The sequence below is a fragment of the Thermaerobacillus caldiproteolyticus genome (assembly GCF_015326725.1).
Lineage (GTDB): Bacteria > Bacillota > Bacilli > Bacillales > Anoxybacillaceae > Thermaerobacillus > Thermaerobacillus caldiproteolyticus.
In genome coordinates this window covers 3,230,001-3,255,132 of the sequence record NZ_CP064060.1, presented here as the reverse complement: position 1 = coordinate 3,255,132, position 25,132 = coordinate 3,230,001, and the positions used below count along the sequence as shown (strand labels likewise).

At 41.5% G+C, this 25,132-nt stretch carries 24 protein-coding genes, 2 rRNA genes and 2 other annotated features (1 of these 28 running past the window's edge); all 26 genes read right to left on the bottom strand.

All coding sequences use genetic code 11. From position 1 onward, the window contains the following. Positions 1 to 80: 80 nt before the first annotated feature. Positions 81 to 3,647: a DNA-directed RNA polymerase subunit beta gene (gene rpoB / locus ISX45_RS16280; protein WP_181557441.1), complete on the bottom strand. Its 3,567-nt coding sequence runs from the start codon at positions 3,645 to 3,647 to the stop codon at positions 81 to 83. A 233-nt stretch (positions 3,648 to 3,880) separates the two neighbouring features. Continuing rightward, positions 3,881 to 4,483 carry a class I SAM-dependent methyltransferase gene (locus tag ISX45_RS16275; RefSeq protein ID WP_181557442.1) on the bottom strand — a complete coding sequence of 201 codons (603 nt, stop codon included), beginning with the start codon at positions 4,481 to 4,483 and terminating at the stop codon, positions 3,881 to 3,883. Between the two features lie 105 nt (positions 4,484 to 4,588). After that, a complete protein-coding gene (gene rplL, locus ISX45_RS16270) occupies positions 4,589 to 4,957 on the bottom strand; it encodes a 50S ribosomal protein L7/L12 (protein WP_181538847.1) in 369 nt (122 codons plus the stop codon). Positions 4,958 to 5,012: 55 nt separating this feature from the next. Further along, positions 5,013 to 5,513, bottom strand: a complete 501-nt coding sequence (gene rplJ / locus ISX45_RS16265) for a 50S ribosomal protein L10 (RefSeq protein WP_194519417.1) — start codon at positions 5,511 to 5,513, stop codon at positions 5,013 to 5,015. A gap of 42 nt (positions 5,514 to 5,555) precedes the next feature. Next, positions 5,556 to 5,702 (bottom strand) — a sequence feature (ribosomal protein L10 leader region). A gap of 50 nt (positions 5,703 to 5,752) precedes the next feature. Continuing rightward, entirely contained in the window at positions 5,753 to 6,454 is a 702-nt protein-coding gene (rplA, locus tag ISX45_RS16260) for a 50S ribosomal protein L1 (protein WP_181557444.1), read from the bottom strand. 111 nt (positions 6,455 to 6,565) lie between these two features. Beyond that, positions 6,566 to 6,991, bottom strand: coding sequence for a 50S ribosomal protein L11 (rplK, locus tag ISX45_RS16255; protein ID WP_027410223.1), 426 nt, complete (start codon positions 6,989 to 6,991; stop codon positions 6,566 to 6,568). A gap of 304 nt (positions 6,992 to 7,295) precedes the next feature. Further along, positions 7,296 to 7,829: a transcription termination/antitermination protein NusG gene (gene nusG / locus ISX45_RS16250; RefSeq protein WP_181557445.1), complete on the bottom strand. Its 534-nt coding sequence runs from the start codon at positions 7,827 to 7,829 to the stop codon at positions 7,296 to 7,298. 124 nt (positions 7,830 to 7,953) lie between these two features. Then, on the bottom strand, positions 7,954 to 8,136 hold the full coding sequence (secE, locus tag ISX45_RS16245; RefSeq protein ID WP_181557446.1) for a preprotein translocase subunit SecE: 183 nt from the start codon (positions 8,134 to 8,136) through the stop codon (positions 7,954 to 7,956). A 69-nt stretch (positions 8,137 to 8,205) separates the two neighbouring features. Beyond that, on the bottom strand, positions 8,206 to 8,355 hold the full coding sequence (gene rpmG / locus ISX45_RS16240; RefSeq protein WP_194519416.1) for a 50S ribosomal protein L33: 150 nt from the start codon (positions 8,353 to 8,355) through the stop codon (positions 8,206 to 8,208). A 113-nt stretch (positions 8,356 to 8,468) separates the two neighbouring features. Continuing rightward, positions 8,469 to 9,116, bottom strand: a complete 648-nt coding sequence (sigH, locus tag ISX45_RS16235; RefSeq protein WP_181557448.1) for an RNA polymerase sporulation sigma factor SigH — start codon at positions 9,114 to 9,116, stop codon at positions 8,469 to 8,471. Between the two features lie 68 nt (positions 9,117 to 9,184). Further along, positions 9,185 to 9,697 (bottom strand): NYN domain-containing protein, encoded by a 513-nt coding sequence (locus ISX45_RS16230; protein ID WP_181557449.1) that lies wholly within the window; start codon positions 9,695 to 9,697, stop codon positions 9,185 to 9,187. Positions 9,698 to 9,702: 5 nt separating this feature from the next. Beyond that, positions 9,703 to 10,440, bottom strand: coding sequence for a 23S rRNA (guanosine(2251)-2'-O)-methyltransferase RlmB (gene rlmB / locus ISX45_RS16225; RefSeq protein ID WP_194519415.1), 738 nt, complete (start codon positions 10,438 to 10,440; stop codon positions 9,703 to 9,705). A 2-nt stretch (positions 10,441 to 10,442) separates the two neighbouring features. Continuing rightward, a complete protein-coding gene (locus tag ISX45_RS16220; RefSeq protein ID WP_194519414.1) occupies positions 10,443 to 10,862 on the bottom strand; it encodes a Mini-ribonuclease 3 in 420 nt (139 codons plus the stop codon). A gap of 7 nt (positions 10,863 to 10,869) precedes the next feature. After that, entirely contained in the window at positions 10,870 to 12,270 is a 1,401-nt protein-coding gene (cysS, locus tag ISX45_RS16215) for a cysteine--tRNA ligase (RefSeq protein ID WP_194519413.1), read from the bottom strand. Next, positions 12,248 to 12,916 (bottom strand): serine O-acetyltransferase, encoded by a 669-nt coding sequence (cysE, locus tag ISX45_RS16210; protein ID WP_181557453.1) that lies wholly within the window; start codon positions 12,914 to 12,916, stop codon positions 12,248 to 12,250. The genes cysS and cysE overlap by 23 nt, the downstream gene beginning before the upstream one ends. 65 nt (positions 12,917 to 12,981) lie before the next feature. After that, positions 12,982 to 13,211: a binding site (T-box leader), on the bottom strand. A gap of 43 nt (positions 13,212 to 13,254) precedes the next feature. After that, positions 13,255 to 14,715, bottom strand: a complete 1,461-nt coding sequence (gltX, locus tag ISX45_RS16205; RefSeq protein WP_181557454.1) for a glutamate--tRNA ligase — start codon at positions 14,713 to 14,715, stop codon at positions 13,255 to 13,257. 73 nt (positions 14,716 to 14,788) lie between these two features. Beyond that, entirely contained in the window at positions 14,789 to 15,265 is a 477-nt protein-coding gene (ispF, locus tag ISX45_RS16200; RefSeq protein WP_181557455.1) for a 2-C-methyl-D-erythritol 2,4-cyclodiphosphate synthase, read from the bottom strand. 17 nt (positions 15,266 to 15,282) lie between these two features. Next, the gene (gene ispD, locus ISX45_RS16195; protein ID WP_181557456.1) at positions 15,283 to 15,969 is read right to left on the bottom strand and encodes a 2-C-methyl-D-erythritol 4-phosphate cytidylyltransferase; all 687 of its coding nucleotides are present in this window, start codon (positions 15,967 to 15,969) and stop codon (positions 15,283 to 15,285) included. A 23-nt stretch (positions 15,970 to 15,992) separates the two neighbouring features. Continuing rightward, entirely contained in the window at positions 15,993 to 17,087 is a 1,095-nt protein-coding gene (locus tag ISX45_RS16190; RefSeq protein WP_181557457.1) for a PIN/TRAM domain-containing protein, read from the bottom strand. A gap of 113 nt (positions 17,088 to 17,200) precedes the next feature. After that, the gene (radA, locus tag ISX45_RS16185; RefSeq protein WP_181557458.1) at positions 17,201 to 18,580 is read right to left on the bottom strand and encodes a DNA repair protein RadA; all 1,380 of its coding nucleotides are present in this window, start codon (positions 18,578 to 18,580) and stop codon (positions 17,201 to 17,203) included. Between the two features lie 82 nt (positions 18,581 to 18,662). Further along, on the bottom strand, positions 18,663 to 21,095 hold the full coding sequence (gene clpC / locus ISX45_RS16180; RefSeq protein WP_181557462.1) for an ATP-dependent protease ATP-binding subunit ClpC: 2,433 nt from the start codon (positions 21,093 to 21,095) through the stop codon (positions 18,663 to 18,665). Then, positions 21,095 to 22,183, bottom strand: a complete 1,089-nt coding sequence (locus ISX45_RS16175; protein WP_181557459.1) for a protein-arginine kinase McsB — start codon at positions 22,181 to 22,183, stop codon at positions 21,095 to 21,097. The genes clpC and ISX45_RS16175 overlap by 1 nt, the downstream gene beginning before the upstream one ends. Before the next feature lie 4 nt (positions 22,184 to 22,187). Further along, on the bottom strand, positions 22,188 to 22,736 hold the full coding sequence (locus ISX45_RS16170; RefSeq protein WP_194519412.1) for a protein-arginine kinase activator protein McsA: 549 nt from the start codon (positions 22,734 to 22,736) through the stop codon (positions 22,188 to 22,190). A gap of 16 nt (positions 22,737 to 22,752) precedes the next feature. Further along, the gene (locus ISX45_RS16165) at positions 22,753 to 23,214 is read right to left on the bottom strand and encodes a CtsR family transcriptional regulator (protein ID WP_181557461.1); all 462 of its coding nucleotides are present in this window, start codon (positions 23,212 to 23,214) and stop codon (positions 22,753 to 22,755) included. A 591-nt stretch (positions 23,215 to 23,805) separates the two neighbouring features. Continuing rightward, positions 23,806 to 23,922 (bottom strand): 5S ribosomal RNA (rrf, locus tag ISX45_RS16160). Between the two features lie 127 nt (positions 23,923 to 24,049). Continuing rightward, a 23S ribosomal RNA gene (locus ISX45_RS16155) occupies positions 24,050 to 25,132 on the bottom strand; it runs 1,844 nt beyond the window's last position.

The following is a 25,132-nucleotide window of genomic DNA, read 5'->3' as shown; positions in this document are numbered from 1 at the left end:
AGCCCACCGCAAACAGAGGATTGAACCCTTGTCATAATCAGGGGGCTGCGGAACAGACGATCGGCGATAGTGAAAATAGCTTACTCTTTTGTTACAACATCTTTTTCTTCTGTCTTTTCAGCTGTGTCCATCCCTACCGTCACTGAATCAGCTGGTTGGACGTCATCATCCTCATCAAAGTTTTCCATGTTAATTTCTTTCTCATCGCTAGAAAGAATCGTTACATCCATTCCTAAACTTTGCAATTCTTTAATTAATACTTTGAATGATTCTGGAACGCCTGGTTCCGGAACATTTTCGCCTTTGACGATGGCTTCATATGTTTTCACACGACCGACGACATCATCTGATTTAACAGTAAGGATTTCTTGTAACGTATAAGCAGCACCATAAGCTTCCAACGCCCAAACTTCCATCTCACCGAAGCGCTGCCCACCAAATTGCGCCTTACCACCAAGCGGTTGTTGCGTAACAAGTGAGTATGGTCCTGTCGAACGAGCATGAAGCTTATCGTCGACCATATGAGCAAGTTTAATCATATACATAATCCCAACAGATACGCGGTTATCAAACGGTTCGCCTGTTCTTCCATCGTAAAGAACGGTTTTCCCGTCACGAGCCATTCCCGCTTCTTCTAAAATCGCCCATACATCTTCTTCGCGAGCACCGTCAAATACAGGAGACGCGACATGAAGACCAAGCTTTTTCGCTGCCATACCGAGATGTAATTCAAGCACCTGTCCGATGTTCATACGTGAAGGTACCCCTAATGGGTTTAACATGATATCGATCGGTGTACCATCAGGCAAGAACGGCATATCTTCCTCTGGTAAAATTCTTGAGATAACCCCTTTATTACCATGGCGCCCAGCCATTTTATCTCCTTCAGAGATTTTCCGTTTTTGAACGATGTAAACACGCACAAGCTGGTTTACACCCGGTGGGAGTTCATCTCCGTCTTCTCGATTGAAGACTTTAACATCCAATACGATACCGCCGCCACCATGTGGTACACGAAGCGATGTATCGCGTACTTCACGAGCTTTTTCGCCGAAAATAGCATGGAGTAGACGTTCCTCTGCAGTCAGTTCCGTTACCCCTTTTGGCGTAACTTTACCGACAAGCAAATCACCGTCTTTCACTTCTGCACCAATGCGAACGATACCGCGTTCATCCAAGTTGCGTAACGCATCTTCACCGACGTTCGGAATATCGCGTGTAATTTCCTCTGGCCCAAGTTTTGTATCGCGAGATTCAGATTCATATTCTTCAATATGAATGGATGTATACACATCTTCTTTAACAAGCCGTTCGCTCATAATAATAGCGTCTTCGTAGTTATATCCATCCCATGTCATGAAGGCAACAAGCACGTTACGGCCAAGTGCAAGTTCTCCTTTTTCCATGGATGGACCGTCTGCAAGAATTTCGCCTTTTTCTACGATATCGCCTTTTTTCACAATCGGACGTTGGTTGTAACATGTTCCTTGGTTAGAGCGAACGAATTTCAAAAGGCGGTATTTATCAAGATCGCCTTTGACTTCTTGACCATCGACTTCAATTAGGCGACGAACCCAAATTTCTTTCGCCTCGACTCTTTCTACGATTCCTCTATGTTTGCAAATAACAGCAGCTCCGGAATCCTTCGCTGATACATACTCCATTCCTGTACCAACGATCGGTGCTTCTGGCTCTAAAAGCGGCACCGCTTGACGCTGCATGTTCGCCCCCATCAATGCGCGGTTAGAGTCGTCATTTTCTAAGAATGGAATGCAGGCTGTCGCTGCTGATACAACTTGTTTTGGTGATACGTCCATGTAGTCCACACGATCGCGTTTGACAACGATGTTCTCACCGCGGAAACGCGCAACAATATCTTCATCTAAAAACGTTCCATCTTCAGCAATGCGCGCATTTGCTTGGGCAACCACATAGTTATCTTCTTCGTCGGCTGTTAAGTAGTCAATGCGATTTGTCACTTTTCCTGTTTCAGGGTCAACACGACGGTATGGCGTTTCGATGAACCCGAATTTATTCACTTTCGCATACGTAGAAAGCGAGTTAATTAACCCGATGTTCGGACCCTCTGGTGTTTCAATCGGACACATGCGGCCATAGTGAGAATAGTGAACATCACGCACTTCAAAGCCAGCACGTTCGCGAGTTAAACCACCTGGTCCTAGTGCAGAAAGACGACGTTTATGTGTTAATTCCGCAAGCGGGTTCGTTTGATCCATGAACTGTGAAAGTTGCGAGCTGCCGAAAAACTCTTTAATCGCCGCAATCACAGGACGAATGTTGATCAGTTGTTGCGGTGTAATCGTATTTGTGTCTTGAATCGACATACGCTCACGCACAACGCGTTCCATTCGTGATAATCCAATTCTAAATTGGTTTTGCAATAGCTCACCAACAGAGCGGAGACGACGATTTCCTAAATGGTCAATGTCATCTGTATCTCCTACCCCATGTAGCAAGTTAAAGAAATAGCTAATGGAAGCAATAATATCCCCCGGCGTAATGTGCTTTACATCCTCCGCAATATAGCCGTTACCAATCACATTGATAATTTGTTCGCCATCTGGATCATCCGGCGAATAAATTTTAATTGATTGCAACGTAAACTCTTCATCTACAACGCCACCGGAAGGCTTGTAGACGCGAAAACCAACTCCATTTTCTAATTGCGGCAAGATTCGATCCAATGTTCTGCGGTCGATGATCGTACCTTTTTCAGCAATAATCTCGCCTGTTTCTGGGTCCACAAGTGTTTCAGCCAGACGTTGGTTAAAGAGTCGATTCTTAATATGAAGTTTTTTATTGATTTTATAGCGTCCTACACTCGCTAAGTCATAACGTTTTGGATCAAAGAAGCGAGAAATTAATAGACTTTTTGCGTTTTCAACCGTTGGTGGTTCACCTGGGCGTAAGCGCTCATAAATTTCAATCAACGCTTTTTCCGTGCTTTCCGTATTATCTTTTTCAAGGGTATTGCGAAGATACTCATTATCACCGATTAAATCGATAATTTCTTGATCAGATCCAAACCCAAGAGCACGGAGCAGTACAGTTACAGGTAGTTTACGAGTTCGGTCAATGCGTACATACACAACATCTTTTGCGTCGGTTTCGTATTCAAGCCATGCACCGCGGTTTGGAATGACTGTCGCGGAAAAACCTCGTTTTCCGTTTTTATCGACTTTACCGCTATAATATACACTTGGTGAGCGAACAAGCTGGGAAACAATAACACGTTCAGCACCGTTGATGATGAACGTCCCTGTTTCTGTCATAAGAGGGAAGTCTCCCATAAAGACATCCTGCTCTTTCACTTCACCTGTTTCCTTATTAATCAAGCGAACTTTAACACGGAGTGGTGCAGCATATGTAACATCCCGTTCTTTTGCTTCTTCAACAGAATACTTTGGTTCGCCTAAGCTATAATCAACAAATTCAAGGGAAAGGTTTCCGGCAAAATCTTCAATTGGGGAAATTTCTTTAAACATTTCCCGCAAACCTTCATCAAGAAACCATTGATAAGAGGAAGTTTGAATTTCGATAAGATTTGGCAATTCTAATACTTCACTAATACGCGCGTAACTTCTTCGTTGGCGGTGTCGTCCATATTGAACTAGTTGACCTGTCAACTGATTCACCCCTCAAATTCAAGCATTAATAAAATCGAAGGTAACCCTCAACATGTTTGCCTTACTATCAGACAAAAGAAAAATGGTTTCTATGAAGAAAACCACATTTTCACCTATTTATTGATTTTATAATTTTTCCCATTAAGGGTAAAATTATACCTATTACATATTTGATATCCGATTGAGGCTACACATTTGGCATTTTATAATGGTATCATAAACAAAAAAAGCTGTCAACGTTTTTTCGCCTTTATGATATAATATCCTTTTTTCTTTTTGACCACTTCTACATCAGGAAATAAAGATTGTAATTTTTCAAGCGCTGAAGGGGCACCTTGTTTTTTCTGAATAACAACCCACAGTTCTCCTTGAGGATGGAGATGAGCCATACTTTGTTCGAAAATGGAATAAACCACATTTTTTCCAGCACGAATCGGCGGGTTCGTCAAAATTGCTGCAAACATTTTATCTCCCACTTGGTCAAACAAATCACTTTGGTAGACGAACGCATTGTCAATGTGATTGATTTGCTTATTTTGATTAGCTAACTCAACAGCTCGTTCGTTAATATCAATCATTTCTACACGGCGTTCCGAAAAAGATTTTGCGATCGCTAAACCAATCGGACCGTAACCACATCCCACATCCAAGAAATCCCCTTCGACTTCCGGATTTTCAAATGCCTCAATTAATAAACGCGAACCAAAATCCACTTCTCGTTTTGAAAACACACCACTATCGGTTGTAAAAGTAAATTCGTTCCCCCTTAACGTAAATTTCCATGTTTGTGGATTACTCGAAGAAGATGGAGTTTTCGAATAATAATGTTCACTCAAATGACATCACCTTTTCATTACGTTTTCTATATTATTCATCATACCCATTTCTGTCCAATAAAAAAGCCCGCTACTATGAGCGAGCTTTTTAACATCTAGACATAATTACTTAATTTCTACACTAGCGCCAGCTTCTTCAAGTTTCGCTTTGATTTCTTCAGCTTCTTCTTTAGAAACGCCTTCTTTAACTGGTTTTGGAGTGTTGTCAACTAAATCTTTTGCTTCTTTTAAGCCAAGGCCAGTGATTTCACGAACAACTTTGATAACTTTGATTTTTTGTGCGCCGCCATCAGCAAGAATAACATCGAATTCTGTTTTCTCAGCAGCAGCGTCGCCACCAGCAGCAGCACCACCAGCAACTACTACAGGAGCAGCAGCAGTTACACCGAACTCTTCTTCAATTGCTTTTACTAATTCGTTTAACTCTAAAACAGTCATATTTTTAACCGCTTCAATAATTTGTTCTTTCGTCATGGTCATGTTCCTCCTTAATCATGATTTTTATTCGATTCCATATAGAAAAATGGGATTAAGCACCTTGTTCTTCTTTTTTATCTGCAACAGCTTTTGCAACAAGAGCAAAGTTGCGGATAGGTGCTTGAAGAACGCTAAGCAACATAGAAAGCAAGCCTTCGCGAGAAGGAAGGGATGCAAGTGCTTTTACGTCTTCTACTGTTGCAATGTTGCCTTCGATGACACCTGCTTTAATTTCTAGTGCTTCATTTTTCTTTGCGAATTCATATAAAATTTTTGCAGGCGCTACTACATCTTCGTTACTGAACGCAATCGCGTTTGGTCCAGTAAGAACTTCGTTTAATCCTTCTAATCCAACTTCAGCAGCTGCGCGACGTGTTAGCGTATTTTTATACACTTTAAACTCAACGCCCGCTTCGCGAAGTTGTTTACGAAGCTCCGTGACTTCAGCAACGCTAAGACCGCGGTAGTCTACGATAACCGTTGATTTGCTCGCGCGGAGTTTTTCAGCAATTTCCGCGACAGTCTGTTTTTTGAGTTCGATTGCGCTGCTCATTTTTACACCTCCTGTAGAAGTTAAAATGAAACACCACTTATACCGCATCACAAAAAACCTCCATGCCTACGTAGACATGGAGGTACTATAAAGTGTATGACGATACACTTTTCTATACGTTCAAACACCTCGGTAGGAAATTAAGCTCATTCGAGCACCTACTGTCTACGGTACAAATGATATTCTCTTTTCAGACAAAATCTATCATACTAAACAGGATTTGAAAAGTCAACCCTGATTTATCGTGCTACAACAAATGTAGAAGGATCCACTTTAATGCCAGGTCCCATAGTTGAAGTAACCGTTACGTTTTTCACGTAAGTACCTTTCGCTGCAGCTGGCTTCACTTTTAAAATCGTTTCGTAAATGGTTGTGAAGTTATCTACTAACTTGTCATTGTCAAAAGAAACTTTACCGATTGGAACATGAATGTTACCTGCTTTGTCAACACGGTATTCCACTTTACCAGCTTTAATTTCTTTTACTGCTTTCTCTACGTCAAATGTAACGGTACCTGTTTTAGGGTTTGGCATTAATCCTTTAGGACCTAGGATGCGTCCTAATTTACCAACTTCGCCCATCATATCAGGAGTTGCTACGATGACATCAAAATCAAACCAACCTTGTTGGATTTTGTTGATATAATCTGTATCGCCTACATAATCCGCACCCGCAGCTTCTGCTTCTTTCGCTTTTTCACCTTTAGCGAATACGAGCACACGTTGAACTTTACCCGTTCCGTGTGGCAACACAACAGCACCGCGGATTTGTTGATCTGCTTTTTTCGGATCTACCCCTAAACGGAACGCAACTTCAACAGTCGCATCAAATTTAGCAACATTTGTTTTCTTTACAAGCTCGATTGCTTCAGTTACAGAATACGCTTTAGAGCGGTCAACAAGCTTTGCCGCTTCTAAATATTTTTTTCCTCTTTTCGCCATGTAAATTTCCTCCTCATTGTGGTTTTAGCGGAATGACCTCCCACGAATAAAGGTTGCGAAAAGGATAAACCCTTGTAGTCGCAACCTTCCACAGCCAGCTCTTCATACACATTAGTCTTCGATAACAATACCCATGCTGCGGGCTGTACCTTCAACCATGCGCATAGCAGCTTCAATGCTCGCCGCGTTTAAGTCTGGCATTTTTGTCTCAGCAATCTCACGCACTTTGTCGCGTTTGATTGTCGCTACTTTATTACGGTTTGGTTCACCAGAACCAGACTCAATACCAGCTGCTTTCTTCAACAATACAGCAGCAGGCGGAGTTTTCGTAATAAATGTAAATGAACGGTCTTCATACACCGTAATTTCAACAGGAATAATCAAACCTGCTTGGTCAGCTGTACGAGCGTTGAACTCTTTACAGAATCCCATAATATTTACACCAGCTTGACCTAAGGCTGGACCAACTGGTGGTGCCGGGTTCGCTTTACCTGCAGGGATTTGTAATTTCACGACTTTAATTACTTTTTTAGCCACGAGACACACCTCCTTAAGTCCGTGATGTGGTATTAGGGGTTGCCCCTCCCACTCATTAGGTTACGAATAATGCTATGAAACATTATTCTGTCATAAGGATGTAACCCTTCACCCTATTTCCTCTCAATTCACACCTTGAGAGATCATGTCCTATCGAAAGATATACATAGCTCCCTTATACATCACGCATAAGTTCATCGCTTTTTAAACAAACCGTTATTTTTACGATATTTGTCTCTGTCTGTGAGACATACCGACTTTAAAATATTATCACTTTTCTTGTTTGAATGCAAGTTGTTTCATATTATATTTTTTGAATTTGTGAAAAGTCCAGCTCTACTGGTGTCTCACGTCCGAACATGTTGACAAGCACTTTTACTTTCTGCTTGTCTACATCGATCTCTTCAATCGTACCTGTAAAGTTCGCAAAAGGTCCTTCCTTTACTTGTACCGTTTCTTTTAATTCGTAATCAACATCAAGTTGTGATAACGGAACTCCCATCCGTTTTAAAATAGCGTTCACTTCTTCTTCAAGCAGCGGCGTTGGTTTTGAACCCGCTCCACTTGAGCCAACAAATCCTGTAACTCCTGGCGTGTTACGCACAACATACCAAGAATCATCTGTCATAACCATCTCAACTAACACATATCCTGGAAATACTTTCCGTTTTGTCACCTTTTGCTTCCCGTTTTTTGTGTCCGTCTCTTCTTCCTCAGGAACAACAACACGGAAAATTTTATCTTGCATCCCCATTGACTCTACTCTTTTTTCTAAGTTCGCTTTCACTTTATTTTCATAGCCTGAATACGTATGAATGACATACCAGTTTTTTTCCATTGATTGGGACTTAAATGTCCTTTCCCTCCCCAAAACGATTTCCTTTTATAAACAAAACAAAAACCCGTTTCCGGGCTTTCTAGTGTCTATGATTATTTTTCATTATACCATATGAAATCGAGACTTATTCAAACACAAAACGAATTAATGAAGAAATTCCCAAATCAACCACCGCAAAAAATACCGACATAAACGCCACAGTTGCTAACACTGTAATCGTATAATTAATCAGTTCCTTACGCTTTGGCCAACTGACTTTCTTCATCTCACGCACAACTTCGCTAAAAAATTTTGTTATTCGCTGCATGATCAGTAACCTCCAACAACTTAAAAGCTGCCTTTACGATTTCTTATTATCGTATCAGGGTGCAAAGATTTATTTTGTTTCACGGTGGAGGGTATGCATGTTACAAACTTTGCAAAATTTATTCATCTCAAGGCGTTCTTGGAGATTTCCCGTATTTTTCATCGTTGAATAATTACGGCTATTACACTTGCTGCATGCTAATATGACTTTTTTGCGCATATACGTCCCACCGTTCTACATACGTCTTTAAAAATTTAACATACACGTATTTCCTGTGTCAATGACTATTATGAGAAGCGTTTTCCATCGTCTTTGGAAACGCAAAACAAATTTTATAAACTAATTTCTCGACACTCTAAATATTTTTCTAGTTTTCGTTTCACTCGCTGAAGCGCATTATCAATTGATTTGACGTGACGGTTAAGCTCTTCAGAAATTTCCTGATAAGAACGACCGTCTAAATATAAAACGAGCACTTTGCGTTCTAAATCACTTAACAGCTCGGCCATTTTTACTTCAATATCATCCACTTCTTCACGATTAATAATTAATTCTTCGGGATCCATCACCTTTGTTCCAGAAATGACATCCATTAACGTTCGATCTGATTCATCATCATAGATTGGTTTATCAAGGGAGACATAGGAGTTGAGAGGGATGTGTTTTTGCCTTGTCGCTGTTTTAATAGCGGTAATCATTTGTCTTGTAATACATAGCTCAGCAAACGCCTTAAAAGAGGTAAGCTTGTCCTCTTTAAAGTCACGAATCGCTTTATATAAACCAATCATCCCCTCTTGGATAATATCTTCCCGATCCGCTCCTACTAAAAAATACGAACGCGCTTTGGCACGTACAAAATTTTGGTATTTATGAATGAGAAAATCTAACGCATCGCCATCCCCCTGATGAACAAGCTCAACTAATTCCTCGTCCTCAAAACGTTCGTACTTCTCCGCTTTTCCTTTGAAGCCTTCGCCCACGCCGATCCCCCCGACCGCACAAATCGCTAGAATTATTATACAGTACAAATTTTTACAGCGTCAACCGCTCATTTTTCGCCTCTTCTCCATTTTTCAAAAATTCTCGCAACTTCGTCGGTTAAAGGAATTTTTGATAGCGGCTTTTTTTCTTGAATTATTTTCACTTTTTTTGAAATATTTTTCTCAATGGTCTCCATTTCTATAAGGAGCTCTCTCGCTGATTTTCGCAATGCACCCTGTCCAAAAATAGCCCATTGCTCCGTATAATCAGATGTAGCAACATACACTTTTGTACGAACATTGATTAAACTTTTCGCTAGTTTTTCAATCCGCTCGTCCGCCGTCTCGTTTTCTCTTGTAAAAATGACCTCTACTTGATAATTTTTATATTTTTTCTCGATTCCTTGTACGAGGTGTGCATCAAAAACAATAATGACTTTATAACCGGTAAATCCTTGGTACTCAGCCATTTTGGAAATTAACAAATCCCTCGCTGACGCAAGATCATCCTCCTCTTTAAGTTTGCGCAGCTCTGGCCAAGCACCAATGATGTTATATCCATCAACAATGAGGATATCCATATCATTTATTCTCCTAAAGGATAACGTTTGCGATACACCTCATACATTAGCAAGCTAGCAGCTACAGATGCATTTAAAGATGTAACATGTCCTCTCATCGGAAGGCGAAATAAAAAATCGCATTTTTCTAAAATTAATCTTCCAATCCCTTTTCCCTCACTACCAATGACAAGCGCTAGCGGCATCGTTCCATCCAACGACCGATAATCATCGTTTGCTTTTGCATCTGTTCCAACAATCCAAACGCCGCGCTCCTTTAACTCGTCAATCGTTCGTGCCAAATTTGTCACTCGCGCCACTGGAATATATTCAATCGCACCTGTCGAGGCTTTGGCAACGGTGGCTGTCAAACCAACCGAACGGCGTTTTGGAATAATAATCCCATGCGCCCCTACAGCATCTGCTGTTCTCATAATCGAACCTAAATTATGCGGATCTTCTAACTCATCTAAGATTAAAAAGAAAGGCGGCTCGTTTTTTTCGGCAGCACGTTGAAACAAATCATCCATCTCGTAATAACGATACGCAGCAACTTGGGCAACAATCCCTTGGTGACTTCCTTCTACCATTTGGTCAAGTTTCTTTTTTGGGACATATTGCACGAGCACGCCGTTTTGCTTTGCTAATTGAATAATGGGTTGAATTGTGCTTCGGTGCACTCCTTCTGCAATCCAAATTTTATTGATTTCTCGCTCTGACTTTAGCGCTTCGATCACAGGATTTTTCCCAATAATAAAATCCATCTTTACAACTTCCTTTCCTCGCTTTCGATAATGTCGAAAGAATAACGAATGAGTTCTTCCATTCGATTTTTGTTATTTCCTAAAAAATGATAGCCAATGAGCGCTTCAAAAGCTGTGCTATATCGATACGTTTGTACATCGGTATTTTTCGGAACGGTAGCGGACTTGGCATTTCGACCGCGGCGCATAACCGCCTGTTCATCTTCTGTTAATACCTCTTGTTCTAATAATGCTAACATAATTTTTGCTTGCGCTTTAGCCGACACGTATCGGATTGCCTGTTTATGTAACTCATTTGGTTTTACGTTTCCTTTGGAAAGGAGGCGATGCCGGACATACAGCTCATAAACGGCATCACCGATATAAGCAAGAGCTAATCCGTTTAATTGTTTTACATCTTTAATGGCCTGTAAAAGATTCATTTGGCTCTTATCCTCTTTTCCATCTCGTTCCTTGTGGAGTATCTTCTAAAATAATATTTTTGGCTTTTAATTCGTCACGAATTTGGTCAGCTAAGGCAAAGTTGCGATTTTTTCGCGCTTCGTTCCGCTTTTGAATTAATTCTTCAATTTCCTCATCTAGCAGAGCTTCTTCCTGCAATGTAATTCCTAATACATCCAGCAACTGCTCAAACTCATGTAAAAAGGCATGAATCACTTTTTCGGAGGTATTCTTCTCAAGCAAATATAAATTCGCTTGTTTAGATAACTCAAATAATACTGCAATCGCATTAGCTGTATTAAAATCATCGTCCATTTCTCGAATGAAAGCCTCGCGCAATTGTTGAATTTTTTGAAGCCACTGATCATTATCATTTGTTAAATTGCTGCTGCTTGCAAGACGATGTTTTAAGTTGAAATAGGATGTTTTTAATCGTTCTAAACCATTTTTCGTACTTTCCAACAATTCCTCGCTGTAATTAATTGGATGACGATAATGGACAGAGAGCATAAAAAACCGTAATACTTGTGGATCAATTTGCTTAATAATGTCATGAACGAGCACAAAGTTGCCAAGTGATTTTGACATTTTTTCGTTATTAATATTAAGATAACCATTATGCAGCCAATATTTCGCAAACGGTTTTCCTGTTAATGCTTCCGATTGGGCAATTTCATTTTCATGGTGTGGGAACGTTAAGTCTTGCCCTCCTGCATGAATATCAATCGTGTCACCTAAATATTTGCGCGCCATGGCTGAACATTCAATATGCCAACCCGGTCTTCCTTTTCCCCACGGGCTATCCCAAGAAATTTCCCCTTCTTTCGCGGCTTTCCATAAGGCAAAATCAAGTGGATCGTGTTTCTTTTCCCCGACCTCGATACGCGCTCCTGCCCGCAACTCATCGATCGATTGATGAGAAAGTTTTCCGTACTCAGCAAACTTTCGCGTTTTGTAATACACATCGCCGTCTACTTCGTATGCATAGCCTTTTTCAATCAAATTTTCAATGAATTCAATGATGATATCAATATTTTCTGTCACACGCGGATGAGCGTCCGCCTTTTTGCATCCTAACGCGGATACGTCTTCGAAATACGCTCGGATAAACCGCTCCGCAATAGTCGGAACATCCTCTCCTAACTCTCTTGCTGCTTTAATTAATTTATCATCGACGTCAGTAAAATTAGAAACATATTGAACATCGTAACCGCGAAACTCTAAATAGCGACGAATGGTATCGAACACGATAGCGGCCCGGGCGTTTCCAATATGAATGTAGTTATAGACAGTCGGACCGCATACATACATTTTAACTTTGTTAGGTTCTATCGGTTCAAACACTTCCTTTTTCCTCGTCATCGTATTATAAAGCCGAATGCTGCTCATCTTGAACCTTCCCTTCCTTTAAAGCTCTGATTTCGTTTCGTAATTTTTCAATTTCTGCCTCTAGCTCTTTTAACCGATCAGCAACTGGGTCTGGTAAATCGGTATGATTTAAATCTTTTTTCACTTTGACCCCGTTACGTACGACCACCCGTCCTGGGATCCCCACTACTGTCGAGTTTGGTGGCACATCTTTTAATACTACAGATCCCGCCCCTATTTTTGAATTCTCTCCAATCGTAATGGAACCCAATACTTTTGCTCCTGCCGAAATCAAACAGTTGTCTTTAATCGTTGGATGCCGCTTGCCCTTCTCTTTCCCTGTCCCGCCTAATGTGACTCCTTGATAAACCGTCACGTTATCACCAATTTCACATGTTTCCCCTATCACGACACCCATGCCATGGTCGATAAAAAAGCGCCGACCAATTTTCGCACCGGGGTGAATTTCAATGCCTGTGAAAAAACGGCTAATTTGCGAGATCAGTCTCGCAATAAAGTAAAATTTCCGTTTATACAACGCATGGGCAATGCGATGAGCCCAAATCGCATGAAGCCCTGAATACGTAAGAATGACCTCTAAATAACTTCTTGCTGCTGGATCTTGCTCAAAAATTACTTCAATATCTTCTTTTAATGTTTTAAACATAATCCTCCCTCCATGTTAACAACATGAATTAGAAACATACTAAAAGAGCGTCTCTGTGTTGATCACACAGAGACGCTCAAATAGCGCGGTTCCACTCTGTTTAGCTAAACGATTTGTTTAGCTCACTCGAATCTGATAACGGAAGGACATCCGCTCCATTCTACTACAGAACGTCTCTGGTTCGAAAGGAGGCTCCGAGGGGCATTTCAAAAACATCGAACATGAATCACTTCCAGCCAAGGTGATTCTCTCTGTAATGCCAATGTTTTTTACTTCTCCTCGTCAACGCTTTACGTGCTATTTACTTTTTTTAGTATATTATCAAATAAACAAAATGGTTAACGAATCGCTTTTTCTAAACGGCTCACAACTTTTTCTTTTCCTAATAGTTGGATAGCGAGAGGAAGTTCAGGACCATGGGTTTGTCCCGTTGTTGCGACCCGAATCGGCATAAATAATTTTTTCCCTTTTTGTCCCGTTGCTTTTTGCACCGACTTAATCGCTGCCTTAATGCCATCGACTGTAAACGGCTCTAACTGCTTAATTTCTTCTAAAAATGCCTTGAGCACTTCTGGAACTTGTTCCTCTGCTAATACTTCTTTTGCTTCCTCATTATACTCAATCTCTTCCTTAAAGAACAGCTCGGATAGTTCCACAATTTCGGCTCCATAGCTCATTTGCTCCTGATATAAAGCGATCAAGTTACGAGCCCATTCTCGCTGCTGTTCGCTCATCTGTTCCGGCAAACGTCCCGCTTTAATTAAGTGAGGAAGAGATAGCTCTACCAATCGGTCTAAATCAAGCTTTTTGATATATTGGTTATTCATCCATGTCAACTTTTGCTTATCAAACATCGAAGGAGATTTCGATAAGCGTGATACATCAAATATACGGATTAGCTCTTCTTTCGTAAAAATTTCTTCTTCCCCTTCTGGTGACCAGCCTAACAGTGCAAAGAAATTAAACATCGCTTCCGGCAAGTAACCGAGCTCTTTATATTGTGAAACAAATTGGATGATTGACTCATCGCGTTTAGATAATTTCTTACGATTTTCGTTTACGATTAACGTTAAATGCGCGTACGTTGGCGCTTCCCAACCGAAGTATTCATAAATCATGAGCTGCTTTGGTGTATTCGATAAATGCTCTTCACCACGGAATACATGGGTAATTTTCATTAAATGGTCATCAATGACAACGGCAAAATTATATGTTGGAATGCCATTGGCTTTGACAATAACCCAATCGCCGATATCTTTTGATTCAAATGACACTTTCCCGCGCACCATATCTTCAAACTCGTACACTTTTCCTTCCGGCACTTTAATGCGAACCGTATACGGTTTTCCTTCCGCTTCGAACTGCGCCACTTGCTCTGGGGTTAAATGGCGGCACTTTCCGCTATATTGTGGAGCCGCAATCCCTGCTGCTTTTTGCGCTTCACGCTCTTGCTCTAATTCTTCAGGCGTGCAGAAACATTTATACGCATATCCTTTCTCTAATAGTTCGTTCACGTATTGACGATATATATCGAGGCGCTCTGTTTGCCGGTAAGGGCCGTACCCGCCGTCTTTGTCAATCGACTCGTCATACTCAATTCCCAACCATTTTAAATTCTCGAGCTGGGACTGTTCTCCGCCTTCTACGTTCCGCTCGATATCGGTATCCTCGATTCGAACAATAAATTTCCCGTTGTGATGACGAGCAAATAAATAATTGAATAGAGCCGTTCTAGCTCCACCAATATGTAAATGGCCTGTTGGACTCGGCGCATATCGTACTCTGACTTCTTGTGACATTGTCAATGACCCTCCAATAATCAAACTATGTACCGTTATTTTAACATTATATCAGTACAAAGTTCAAAACAGATTATTTCTTCTGTAATAAAACGACCGCTTGAGCGGCAATTCCTTCTTCGCGACCAGTGAAACCCAGCTTTTCTGTTGTCGTCGCTTTTACGTTGACTTGAGACAACTCTCCTTCTAGCAGTTGAGCAATTCTTTCTTTCATTTTCTCAATATGCGGAGCCATTTTCGGCTTTTGTGCGATGATCGTACAGTCGATATTCACAAGTTCATATCCTTCTTGCTTCACTAACTTCCATACATGCTGCAAAAGCAAAGCGGAATCAGCATCCTTATACTGTTCATCAGTGTCAGGAAAATGCGTTCCAATATCTCCTGCGCCAATCGCTCCTAAACAAGCATCGGCAATCGCATGTAATAACACATCCGCATCAGAATGTCCGAGCAACCCTTTTTCATAAGGAATGTGAATACCTCCAATGATGAGAGGGCGCCCCTCTACTAACTGATGAACATCGAATCCTTGACCAATCCGAAACATATATTCACTCCTCTTCTTTAGCAGCTTGGCCAATTTGATAAAATGGCTTCAGCAAACAATAAATCATCGGGGGTCGTTAGTTTAATGTTGCGATAGTCCCCTTCAATAATTTTAACTTTCTTACCCATGCGCTCAACGAGACTCGCATCATCTGTTCCTACGTATCCGTCTTTTCTTGCTTGCTCGTGGGCTTCTAGAACAAGGGAAATACGAAAAGCTTGTGGAGTTTGTACAGCCCACAAGCTAGAGCGTTCCACTGTCTCAGCAACAAATCCATCGAAAGCTCTTTTTACAGTGTCTTTCATGGGCACGGCGAGAATTGCGGCACCATGCTCCTCAGCTTCTTTCACAAGCTCATGTATTTTTTCCATCGTGATAAACGGGCGCGCACCATCATGAATAAGTACAATCTCGCTGTTTTTGACCGCTTTTAATCCATTATACACGCTATGTTGCCGTTCTGCGCCGCCGCTTACCATAGAAACCACTTTTTTGATTGGAAATTGCTCGAACAGAGTATGAAATTGCTCTCTCTCTGCCTCATTAATGACAACAATAATTCCTTGACACCAATCGTCTTGCTCAAATACTTTTAATGTATGCACAATGATAGGCTGATGATGAAGCTCGATAAATTGTTTGTTCATCCCAGCCTTCATCCGTTTTCCTTGCCCTGCCGCAGGAATCACTACCTGATATTCCATAACCGATTCTCCTAACTGCTCCCCTATAACGCCTTTTGCAAAAGCTTTAGCTTCGCAAAAATCATTCTTCCTGCTGATGTTTGTAACACGCTTGTGACCAATACGTCAACCCGTTTTCCAATATACTCTTTTCCATCTTCCACAACGATCATCGTACCATCGTCCAAGTAGGCTACTCCTTGATTATGTTCTTTCCCATCTTTAATCACTTGAACATTCAGTTCTTCCCCAGGAAGAACGATTGGCTTGACTGCATTTGCTAAATCATTAATATTGAGTACGCGCACATTTTGCAACTCACACACTTTATTTAAATTAAAATCGTTAGTGACGACAACTCCTGATGTTAATTTTGCAAGTTTGACTAATTTGCTATCGACTTCTTGAATATCGTCAAAATCGCCTTCATAAATTTCGACTTTCATGTCCAATTCCTTTTGAATGCGATTTAAAATATCAAGACCACGACGACCACGGTTTCTTTTTAGCACATCGGACGAATCGGCAATATGCTGCAATTCTTCTAATACAAACCGCGGAATGACGATCGTCCCTTCTAAAAATCCTGTTTGGCAAATATCAGCAATCCGTCCATCAATAATAACACTTGTATCAAGAATTTTTAAGGAACGATTTTTTTGGTTTTCACTTTCTTCCTCTGTTCCTTTTTTCTTAGACATGCGATTAGAAAGGGAAAATAAATTCATTAATTCGTGTCGCTTCTTAAATCCAACTTGAAACCCTAAATAGCCAAGCAAAATGGTTAAAAACACGGGCAACACCGTATTAACGACTTGAAATTGAAACGCTTTAAGCGGCATTACAACTAAAAACGCGACAATTAATCCGAAAATGAGCCCTAAGCTTCCAAATAAAATATCGGTGACAGGTGCTTTCACCAGCGATTCTTCAACCCAGCGAATAAGCTCTACTACATAATCAACTAACCAAAAAGTGATGATAAAGAAAATAAGCGCCCCTACAATAGCCAACATGTACGGGCTATTTAAAATGGCAATGTCATCGAGCTTCAATAATTGAAATAAGTTCGGCAGAAAAATAACCCCTAACGTTCCTCCAATAACGAGAAAAAACAATTGAACAATTCGTTTTACCATTTCTTCACCTCCTCTACTACATTATAAACAGTTTCCATTGTTTGAAACCAATTATAACGACAGTTTTTAATCTTTTTTAAACATTTGATACACATTTGTAACCTTTCTATCACTTACTTGCTTCCTAATGTGTATTCAAGCGCTTCGGCAACGTGAGACACGCCGATGATTTCTACTCCTGCTGGTACATTCCATCCGCCTACATTGTTTTTTGGAATAATAATACGATGAAATCCTAATTTTACTGCTTCCTGTACGCGTTGTTCAATGCGGGAAACGCGGCGGACCTCCCCTGTTAAGCCGACTTCACCGATAATAACATCATAAGGATTCGTAGGCTGATCACGAAAACTGGAGGCAATGCTTACAGCAATCGCTAAATCAATCGCCGGTTCATCCAATTTGACGCCGCCTGCCACTTTTAAGTAAGCATCTTGGTTTTGGAGAAGTAGCCCGACGCGTTTTTCAAGTACTGCCATTAACAAAGAGACGCGGTTATGGTCTATTCCCGTCGCCATTCTCCGCGGATTTCCAAAACTCGTCGGTGAAATTAATGCTTGAATTTCTACTAACACAGGCCGGGTTCCTTCCATAGAGGCAACAACTGTCGACCCTGCCGCTCCTCGTGAACGCTCCTCTAAAAATACTTCGGACGGATTCTCCACTTCCAATAAACCGGTTTCTCTCATCTCAAAAATGCCAATTTCATTGGTGGAACCAAAGCGGTTTTTTACCGCTCGTAAAATGCGGTACGTATGATGACGTTCCCCTTCAAAATAAAGCACGGTATCAACCATATGCTCTAAAATTCTCGGTCCGGCAATTGCCCCCTCTTTTGTCACATGACCGACGATAAAAATGGCAATCCCTTTTGTCTTCGCGATTTTCATTAGCTCTGCTGTGCATTCGCGCACTTGGGACACACTTCCGGGAGCTGACGTAATTTCCGAACGATACACCGTTTGAATTGAATCAATAACGACAAAGGCAGGATTGATTACCTCAATCGCCTCCGCAATATATTCTAAATCCGTCTCTGCTAACACATACAATTCATTAGATGAAACATGAAGGCGATCTGCCCGTAATTTCGTTTGTTTGACCGATTCTTCACCAGATATATATAACACTTTATTTTGTTTCATCGCGAGTTGTGCCGAAACTTGCAAAAGAAGCGTTGATTTTCCGATCCCTGGATCACCGCCAATTAAGACAAGAGAGCCTCTGACAATGCCCCCGCCTAACACGCGGTTCAATTCAGACAGATCTGTTTGTATGCGCGGCTCTTGTGTTGTCGTCACTGTGGTAATCGGTACCGGCTTAGAAATTGTATCGGGAGACGAATGAACGAACACTCCCCTCGTTGTTGGTTTTGCTCGCTCTACTTCCTCTACCATAGAATTCCATGTATAACATCCCGGGCATCTTCCCATCCATTTGACCGACTCGTACCCGCATTCTTGACAAACAAACTTTGTTTTTTTCTTTCCCATTTATCTTATTTCCTTTCCTAACCAAAAATTACCATAAAAGAAAAGGTATGCGCCAACGGGTTGCCGCATACCTCAGAGGTTATTAAACTGTCTGCCCAGATAAAATAACAAACTGTCCGTCTTTTACATCGACAACAACCTTCTGCCCTTTTCCGATCGTTCCTTTTAGCAACTCTTCAGATAGGCGATCTTCAATATGCTTTTGCAGCGCCCGGCGCAATGGACGTGCACCGTATTCAGGATCATATCCTTGTTCAGCAATTTTTTCGATCGCTGCTTGAGTCAATTCTAAATCAATGTCTTGTTCTTTTAAGCGTTTGATAAGCTGTTCTGCCATTAGCTTCACGATTTGGGTTAAATGTTGTTTTTCTAATGAATGGAACACAATAATCTCATCAATACGGTTTAAAAATTCTGGACGGAACGCTTTTTTCAACTCGTCCATGACTTTTTCTTTCATGTCTTTGTATTTTTGGGTTTCGTCTTGAACATTAAAGCCGACATATTTATTTCGTTTTAGCGCATCGGCACCAACATTTGACGTCATAATCACAATGGTATTGCGAAAATCAACCGTTCTGCCTTTAGAATCCGTTAGGCGACCATCTTCTAATACTTGTAAAAGAATATTAAATACATCCGGATGGGCTTTTTCCATCTCATCTAACAAAACGACCGAATATGGTTTACGGCGCACTTTTTCCGTTAACTGACCACCTTCTTCGTATCCTACGTATCCAGGAGGTGAACCAACAAGACGAGACGTTGAGTGTTTCTCCATATATTCAGACATGTCAATCCGAATTAAAGCATCTTCATCACCAAACATTGCTTCTGCTAACGCTCTTGCCAGCTCTGTTTTTCCTACACCTGTTGGGCCCAAGAAAATAAACGAACCAATTGGGCGCTTCGGATCTTTTAATCCCGCACGAGCGCGACGCACCGCCTTCGCTACTGCTTTCACTGCTTCTTCTTGACCGATGACACGCGAATGTAAAATCTCCTCTAACTTCAATAACCGTTCTGTTTCCGTTTGTGCTAATTTTGCCACTGGGATTCCTGTCCAGCTTGATACAACCATCGCGATATCTTCAACCGTTACTTCTGAATTTTCTTGACCTTGTTTTTCTTTCCACGCTCGTTTCGTTTCTTCAAGCTGCTCGCGCAAACGTTGCTCAGTATCGCGCAATGAAGCGGCTTTTTCGAATTCTTGGCTTTGAACAGCGGCATCTTTTTCTTTGCGAACTTCCTCTAATTTTTGTTCAAGCTCCTTTAAGTTTGGCGGAGTGGTAAATGAGCGAAGGCGCACCTTTGAGCAAGCCTCATCAATTAAGTCAATCGCTTTATCTGGGAGGAAACGATCTGTAATGTAACGATCCGATAATTTCACCGCTTGAACAATAGCCTCATCGGAAATCGACACGCGATGATGCGCTTCATAACGGTCACGCAATCCTTTTAAAATTTGGATTGATTCTTCTACCGTTGGCTCATCGACATAAATCGGTTGGAAACGGCGTTCTAACGCAGCGTCTTTTTCGATATATTTGCGATATTCATCTAATGTTGTTGCCCCGATACATTGTAATTCTCCGCGAGCTAGAGACGGTTTTAAAATGTTGGAAGCATCAATTGCTCCTTCTGCGCCACCTGCACCAATCAAGGTGTGAAGCTCGTCAATAAACAAAATAATATTTCCAGCTTGTCGAATTTCATCCATCACTTTTTTTAAACGATCTTCAAATTCACCGCGATATTTTGTACCGGCAACCACTGTTCCCATATCGAGCGTCATCACTCTCTTATCGCGAAGTGTTTCCGGTACTTCATTGTTTACGATTTGTTGCGCTAATCCTTCTGCAATCGCTGTTTTTCCAACGCCGGGCTCCCCGATTAAAACAGGATTATTTTTCGTGCGTCGGCTTAATACTTCAATGACACGTTGAATTTCTTTGCTTCTACCAATGACCGGATCCAAGCTACCTTCCCGAGCGATTGCTGTTAAATCGCGCGCAAGACTATCCAATGTTGGCGTACTCACATGGGAAGCGGCTCCACCTTGATGACCGGAAACGGACTCGTTGCTTCCAAGCAGCTGAAGAACTTGTTGACGAGCCTTATTGAGACTTACTCCTAAATTGTTAAGAACGCGCGCAGCGACACCTTCTCCCTCACGAATTAATCCAAGCAAAATATGTTCTGTCCCTACATAAGAATGCCCTAGTTTTCTTGCTTCATCCATGGAAAGCTCGATGACTTTTTTGGCACGCGGCGTATAATGAATCGTTTGGGAGGATTCATGCCCACGACCAATTAGCGCTTCCACCTCTTTTTGAATTTTATCAGGACCTAATCCTAAAGCCGTTAACGCTTTCGCGGCAATACCTTCTCCTTCACGAATCAATCCTAATAAAATATGCTCCGTCCCAATATTATTATGCCCAAGGCGTACGGCTTCTTCCTGTGCTAAAGCTAACACTTTTTGCGCCCGTTCCGTAAATCTGCCGAACATCATCATTCATCATCCTCCATTGCTTTTTTCTCTTCCATTTTTAAACGTTCACGAATTAATGTTGCTCTAAGAACATCCCGTTCCTCTGGTCTTAACGCTCCCCCTGCATATTGTTGCAAACAGCCCGGCTGTGTTAGAATCATGAGCTCATTTAAAATGTTGCGCGAAATGTTTTTAATATATCCTAAATCGATTCCTAAGCGTACATCAGACAAACATTGTGCGGCTTCTTTAGACTCAATGACCCGACTATTCGCTAATATCCCGTAAGAACGGAAGACTCTGTCTTCTAATTGTATGTTTAAAGTTTTGACTAATGCCTCTCTTGCCATTCTTTCCTGGGCAATTAACTGTTGAACAACACTTTTTAAATCTTCAACAATATCCTCTTCTGATTTTCCTAATGTGATTTGGTTAGATATTTGAAAAATATTCCCCAATGCTTCACTGCCTTCTCCATACGTTCCTCGTACGACTAACCCAAGCTGGTTAATCGCTGGAATAATCCGATTCATTTGTTGTGTTAAAATGAGAGCAGGAAGATGCATCATCACAGAGGCACGCAACCCTGTACCTACGTTTGTAGGACAACTTGTTAAATAACCTCTTTTTTCATCAAATGCATAATTGACATGCGCTTCAATCCAATCATCAAGCCCATTAGCTACTTGTAACGCTTCCGTTAATTGAAATCCAGGAAATAAACATTGAATACGAATATGGTCTTCTTCATTAATCATAATGCTTACTTCTTCGTTTTCAGAAAGCAAGCATGCTCCAAATGGCGAATCTTCTGCTAAATGGGGACTAATTAAATGTTTTTCTACCAATACCCTTTTTTCAATTGGCTGAAGTTCATTCATTTTTAAAAGTTCAAATCGTCCAATTGAATGATACAATTGATTTGAAAAAGTATTTTCAAACAACTCGACAATTTGCTGTGCTTCTGTAGGGTTAAAAACAGTCGGAAATCGAAAATCAGCGATGTTTCTTGCTAATCGAATTCGGCTGCTTAGCACAATATCGGAATCAGGTCCTTCTTGACTCATCCAAGAGCTGACCGCTGTATTCAAAAATTTCTCAAGCGACATAAGATTACAGATCCCCCTCTCCACGTTCACTTAGCTGAGACTCAAGAACGCGAATCTGGTCACGAACTTCGGCCGCTTTTTCAAACTCCTCCTTAACTATTAGCTCTTGGAGTTTTTGCTTTAATTGATTAAGTTGTTTTCGAATATGAATCGTACCACCAGTGCGTCTTGGGATCTTTCCAGCATGCGTAGTGTTGCCGCTATGAAGCCGTCTCAGTATTGGTTGTAACTGGCGTGAGAATGTATAATAACAATGGGAACAACCAAATCTTCCTATTTTTGTAAATTGTTCATACGTCATATTACAGCGCTCACATTGTAAAATGTTAGGGCTTTGAAACGCGCTCGGCTTCGCTTCTGTTATCGGAGATTGGAGATTAAGTAAACCGGCTAACAAGTTATTAATAGAGAAGCCTGTATTGTCAGGAAACATAAACATTTCCCCACGCTCTTGGGCACAGTGCTCACAAAGGTGAAATTCTGTCTTTTCGCCATTGATAATTTTGGTAAAATGCATCGTTGCCGGTCTTTGTTTACACTCTTGACATATCAATGTTTTCACCTCTCCCCTATTTATATTTCAATGATATTAACATCGCTTTTAACATTCGGGCTCTTAACTCATCGCGCTGCGGTAAATCAATATACAGTACCGAACGATCCATAACACTGAGCATAATGTTCGCTTCACGCTCTGAAATTACTTTTTCCTCCACTAAACGACGAATAATATCTTCAGCATTGGATTGGCTAATCCGATGTTGGATGAGCTCCAACAGCTGATCAATTAATTGCGCCTCACTTTTTGTTTTTACTTTCATAATTCGAATGTATCCGCCACCGCCACGCTTGCTCTCAACAATATATCCTCGTTCTAATGTAAAACGTGTATTGATGACATAGTTAATCTGTGAAGGAACACATTGAAATTTATCGGCAATTTCACTTCGCTTAATTTCTACAATTTCTTTATCACTCATATTTAGTACTTGTTTTAAATATTGTTCAATGATATCAGAGATATTTCGCACTCTACCTCCTCCTTGCATACGCAGTTGACTTTGACTATATTTGACCTTACCTTTACTATATAGCGAATTGAAGAAAAATGCAAGAAAGTAACAAATTAATGCCAATAATATGATTGCCGTTTTTGAAAAAAATGAAACAAAAACACGCCAATAAATAGGCTAATTCTCTAATATTTTTTAAAATCCTCTGGATATTTACAAATTTTCTTACATAAGGAACAATCTCAAACAAACAGAATTCTTTTCTAGAATGAACAGTAACATATCTTATCACCTAACACACAGAATCTTTTTCGCCAAGACATTTACGAACAATAAGCCAGGCGAAAAAAAGGATGCTGCTTCATGCAAAAGTCTATGTTCTCGATCAGTCAAAACTTATCTACATTTTATAACGACAAGTTGGTTTTAAGCATCTGCTACAGCTCATTAATAAATTATCCAACATACATAAAAATTGGTTACTGTAATTAGCCCATAAACAAAATATAATGCTCTTATTTAATTGAGCACAACAATAAAACAAATTACAAACAAAAAAGCATGTCCCACAAATTTTATAAACAGGACATGCTTCCCTAATAAAATAAAGCCTAGCGACGACCTACTCTCGCAGGGGCGCTGGCCCCAACTACCATCGGCGCTGGAGAGCTTAACTTCCGTGTTCGGGATGGGAACGGGTGTGACCTCTCCGCCATTGTCACTAGGCAAGATATCGAATTGGACAAATATGATTATAACGAACCTATCGGTTCTGTCAAGAACTTTTTTGTTCTCTCAAAACTAGATAACCGATATCCATGCAAAGAAGCGAACGCTCGGCTTCACCTTTTTCTTGGTTAAGTCCTCGATCGATTAGTATCCGTCAGCTCCACGTGTCGCCACGCTTCCACCTCGGACCTATCAACCTCGTCATCTTCGAGGGATCTTACTCGCTTGACGCGATGGGAAATCTCATCTTGAGGGGGGCTTCACGCTTAGATGCTTTCAGCGCTTATCCCTTCCGCACATAGCTACCCAGCGGTGCCCCTGGCGGGACAACTGGTACACCAGCGGTGCGTCCATCCCGGTCCTCTCGTACTAAGGACAGCTCCTCTCAAATTTCCTACGCCCGCGACGGATAGGGACCGAACTGTCTCACGACGTTCTGAACCCAGCTCGCGTACCGCTTTAATGGGCGAACAGCCCAACCCTTGGGACCGACTACAGCCCCAGGATGCGATGAGCCGACATCGAGGTGCCAAACCTCCCCGTCGATGTGGACTCTTGGGGGAGATAAGCCTGTTATCCCCGGGGTAGCTTTTATCCGTTGAGCGATGGCCCTTCCATGCGGAACCACCGGATCACTAAGCCCGACTTTCGTCCCTGCTCGACTTGTAGGTCTCGCAGTCAAGCTCCCTTCTGCCTTTGCACTCTACGAATGATTTCCAACCATTCTGAGGGAACCTTTGGGCGCCTCCGTTACTCTTTGGGAGGCGACCGCCCCAGTCAAACTGCCCACCTGACACTGTCTCCCACCCCGATCAGGGGTGCGGGTTAGAATTTCAATACCGCCAGGGTGGTATCCCACCGTCGCCTCCACCGAAGCTGGCGCTCCGGCTTCTCAGGCTCCCACCTATCCTGTACAAGCGATACCAAAATTCAATATCAGGCTGCAGTAAAGCTCCACGGGGTCTTTCCGTCCTGTCGCGGGTAACCTGCATCTTCACAGGTACTATAATTTCACCGGGTCTCTCGTTGAGACAGTGCCCAAGTCGTTACACCTTTCGTGCGGGTCGGAACTTACCCGACAAGGAATTTCGCTACCTTAGGACCGTTATAGTTACGGCCGCCGTTTACTGGGGCTTCGGTTCGCACCTTCGCGTAAGCTAAGCGCTCCCCTTAACCTTCCAGCACCGGGCAGGTGTCAGCCCCTATA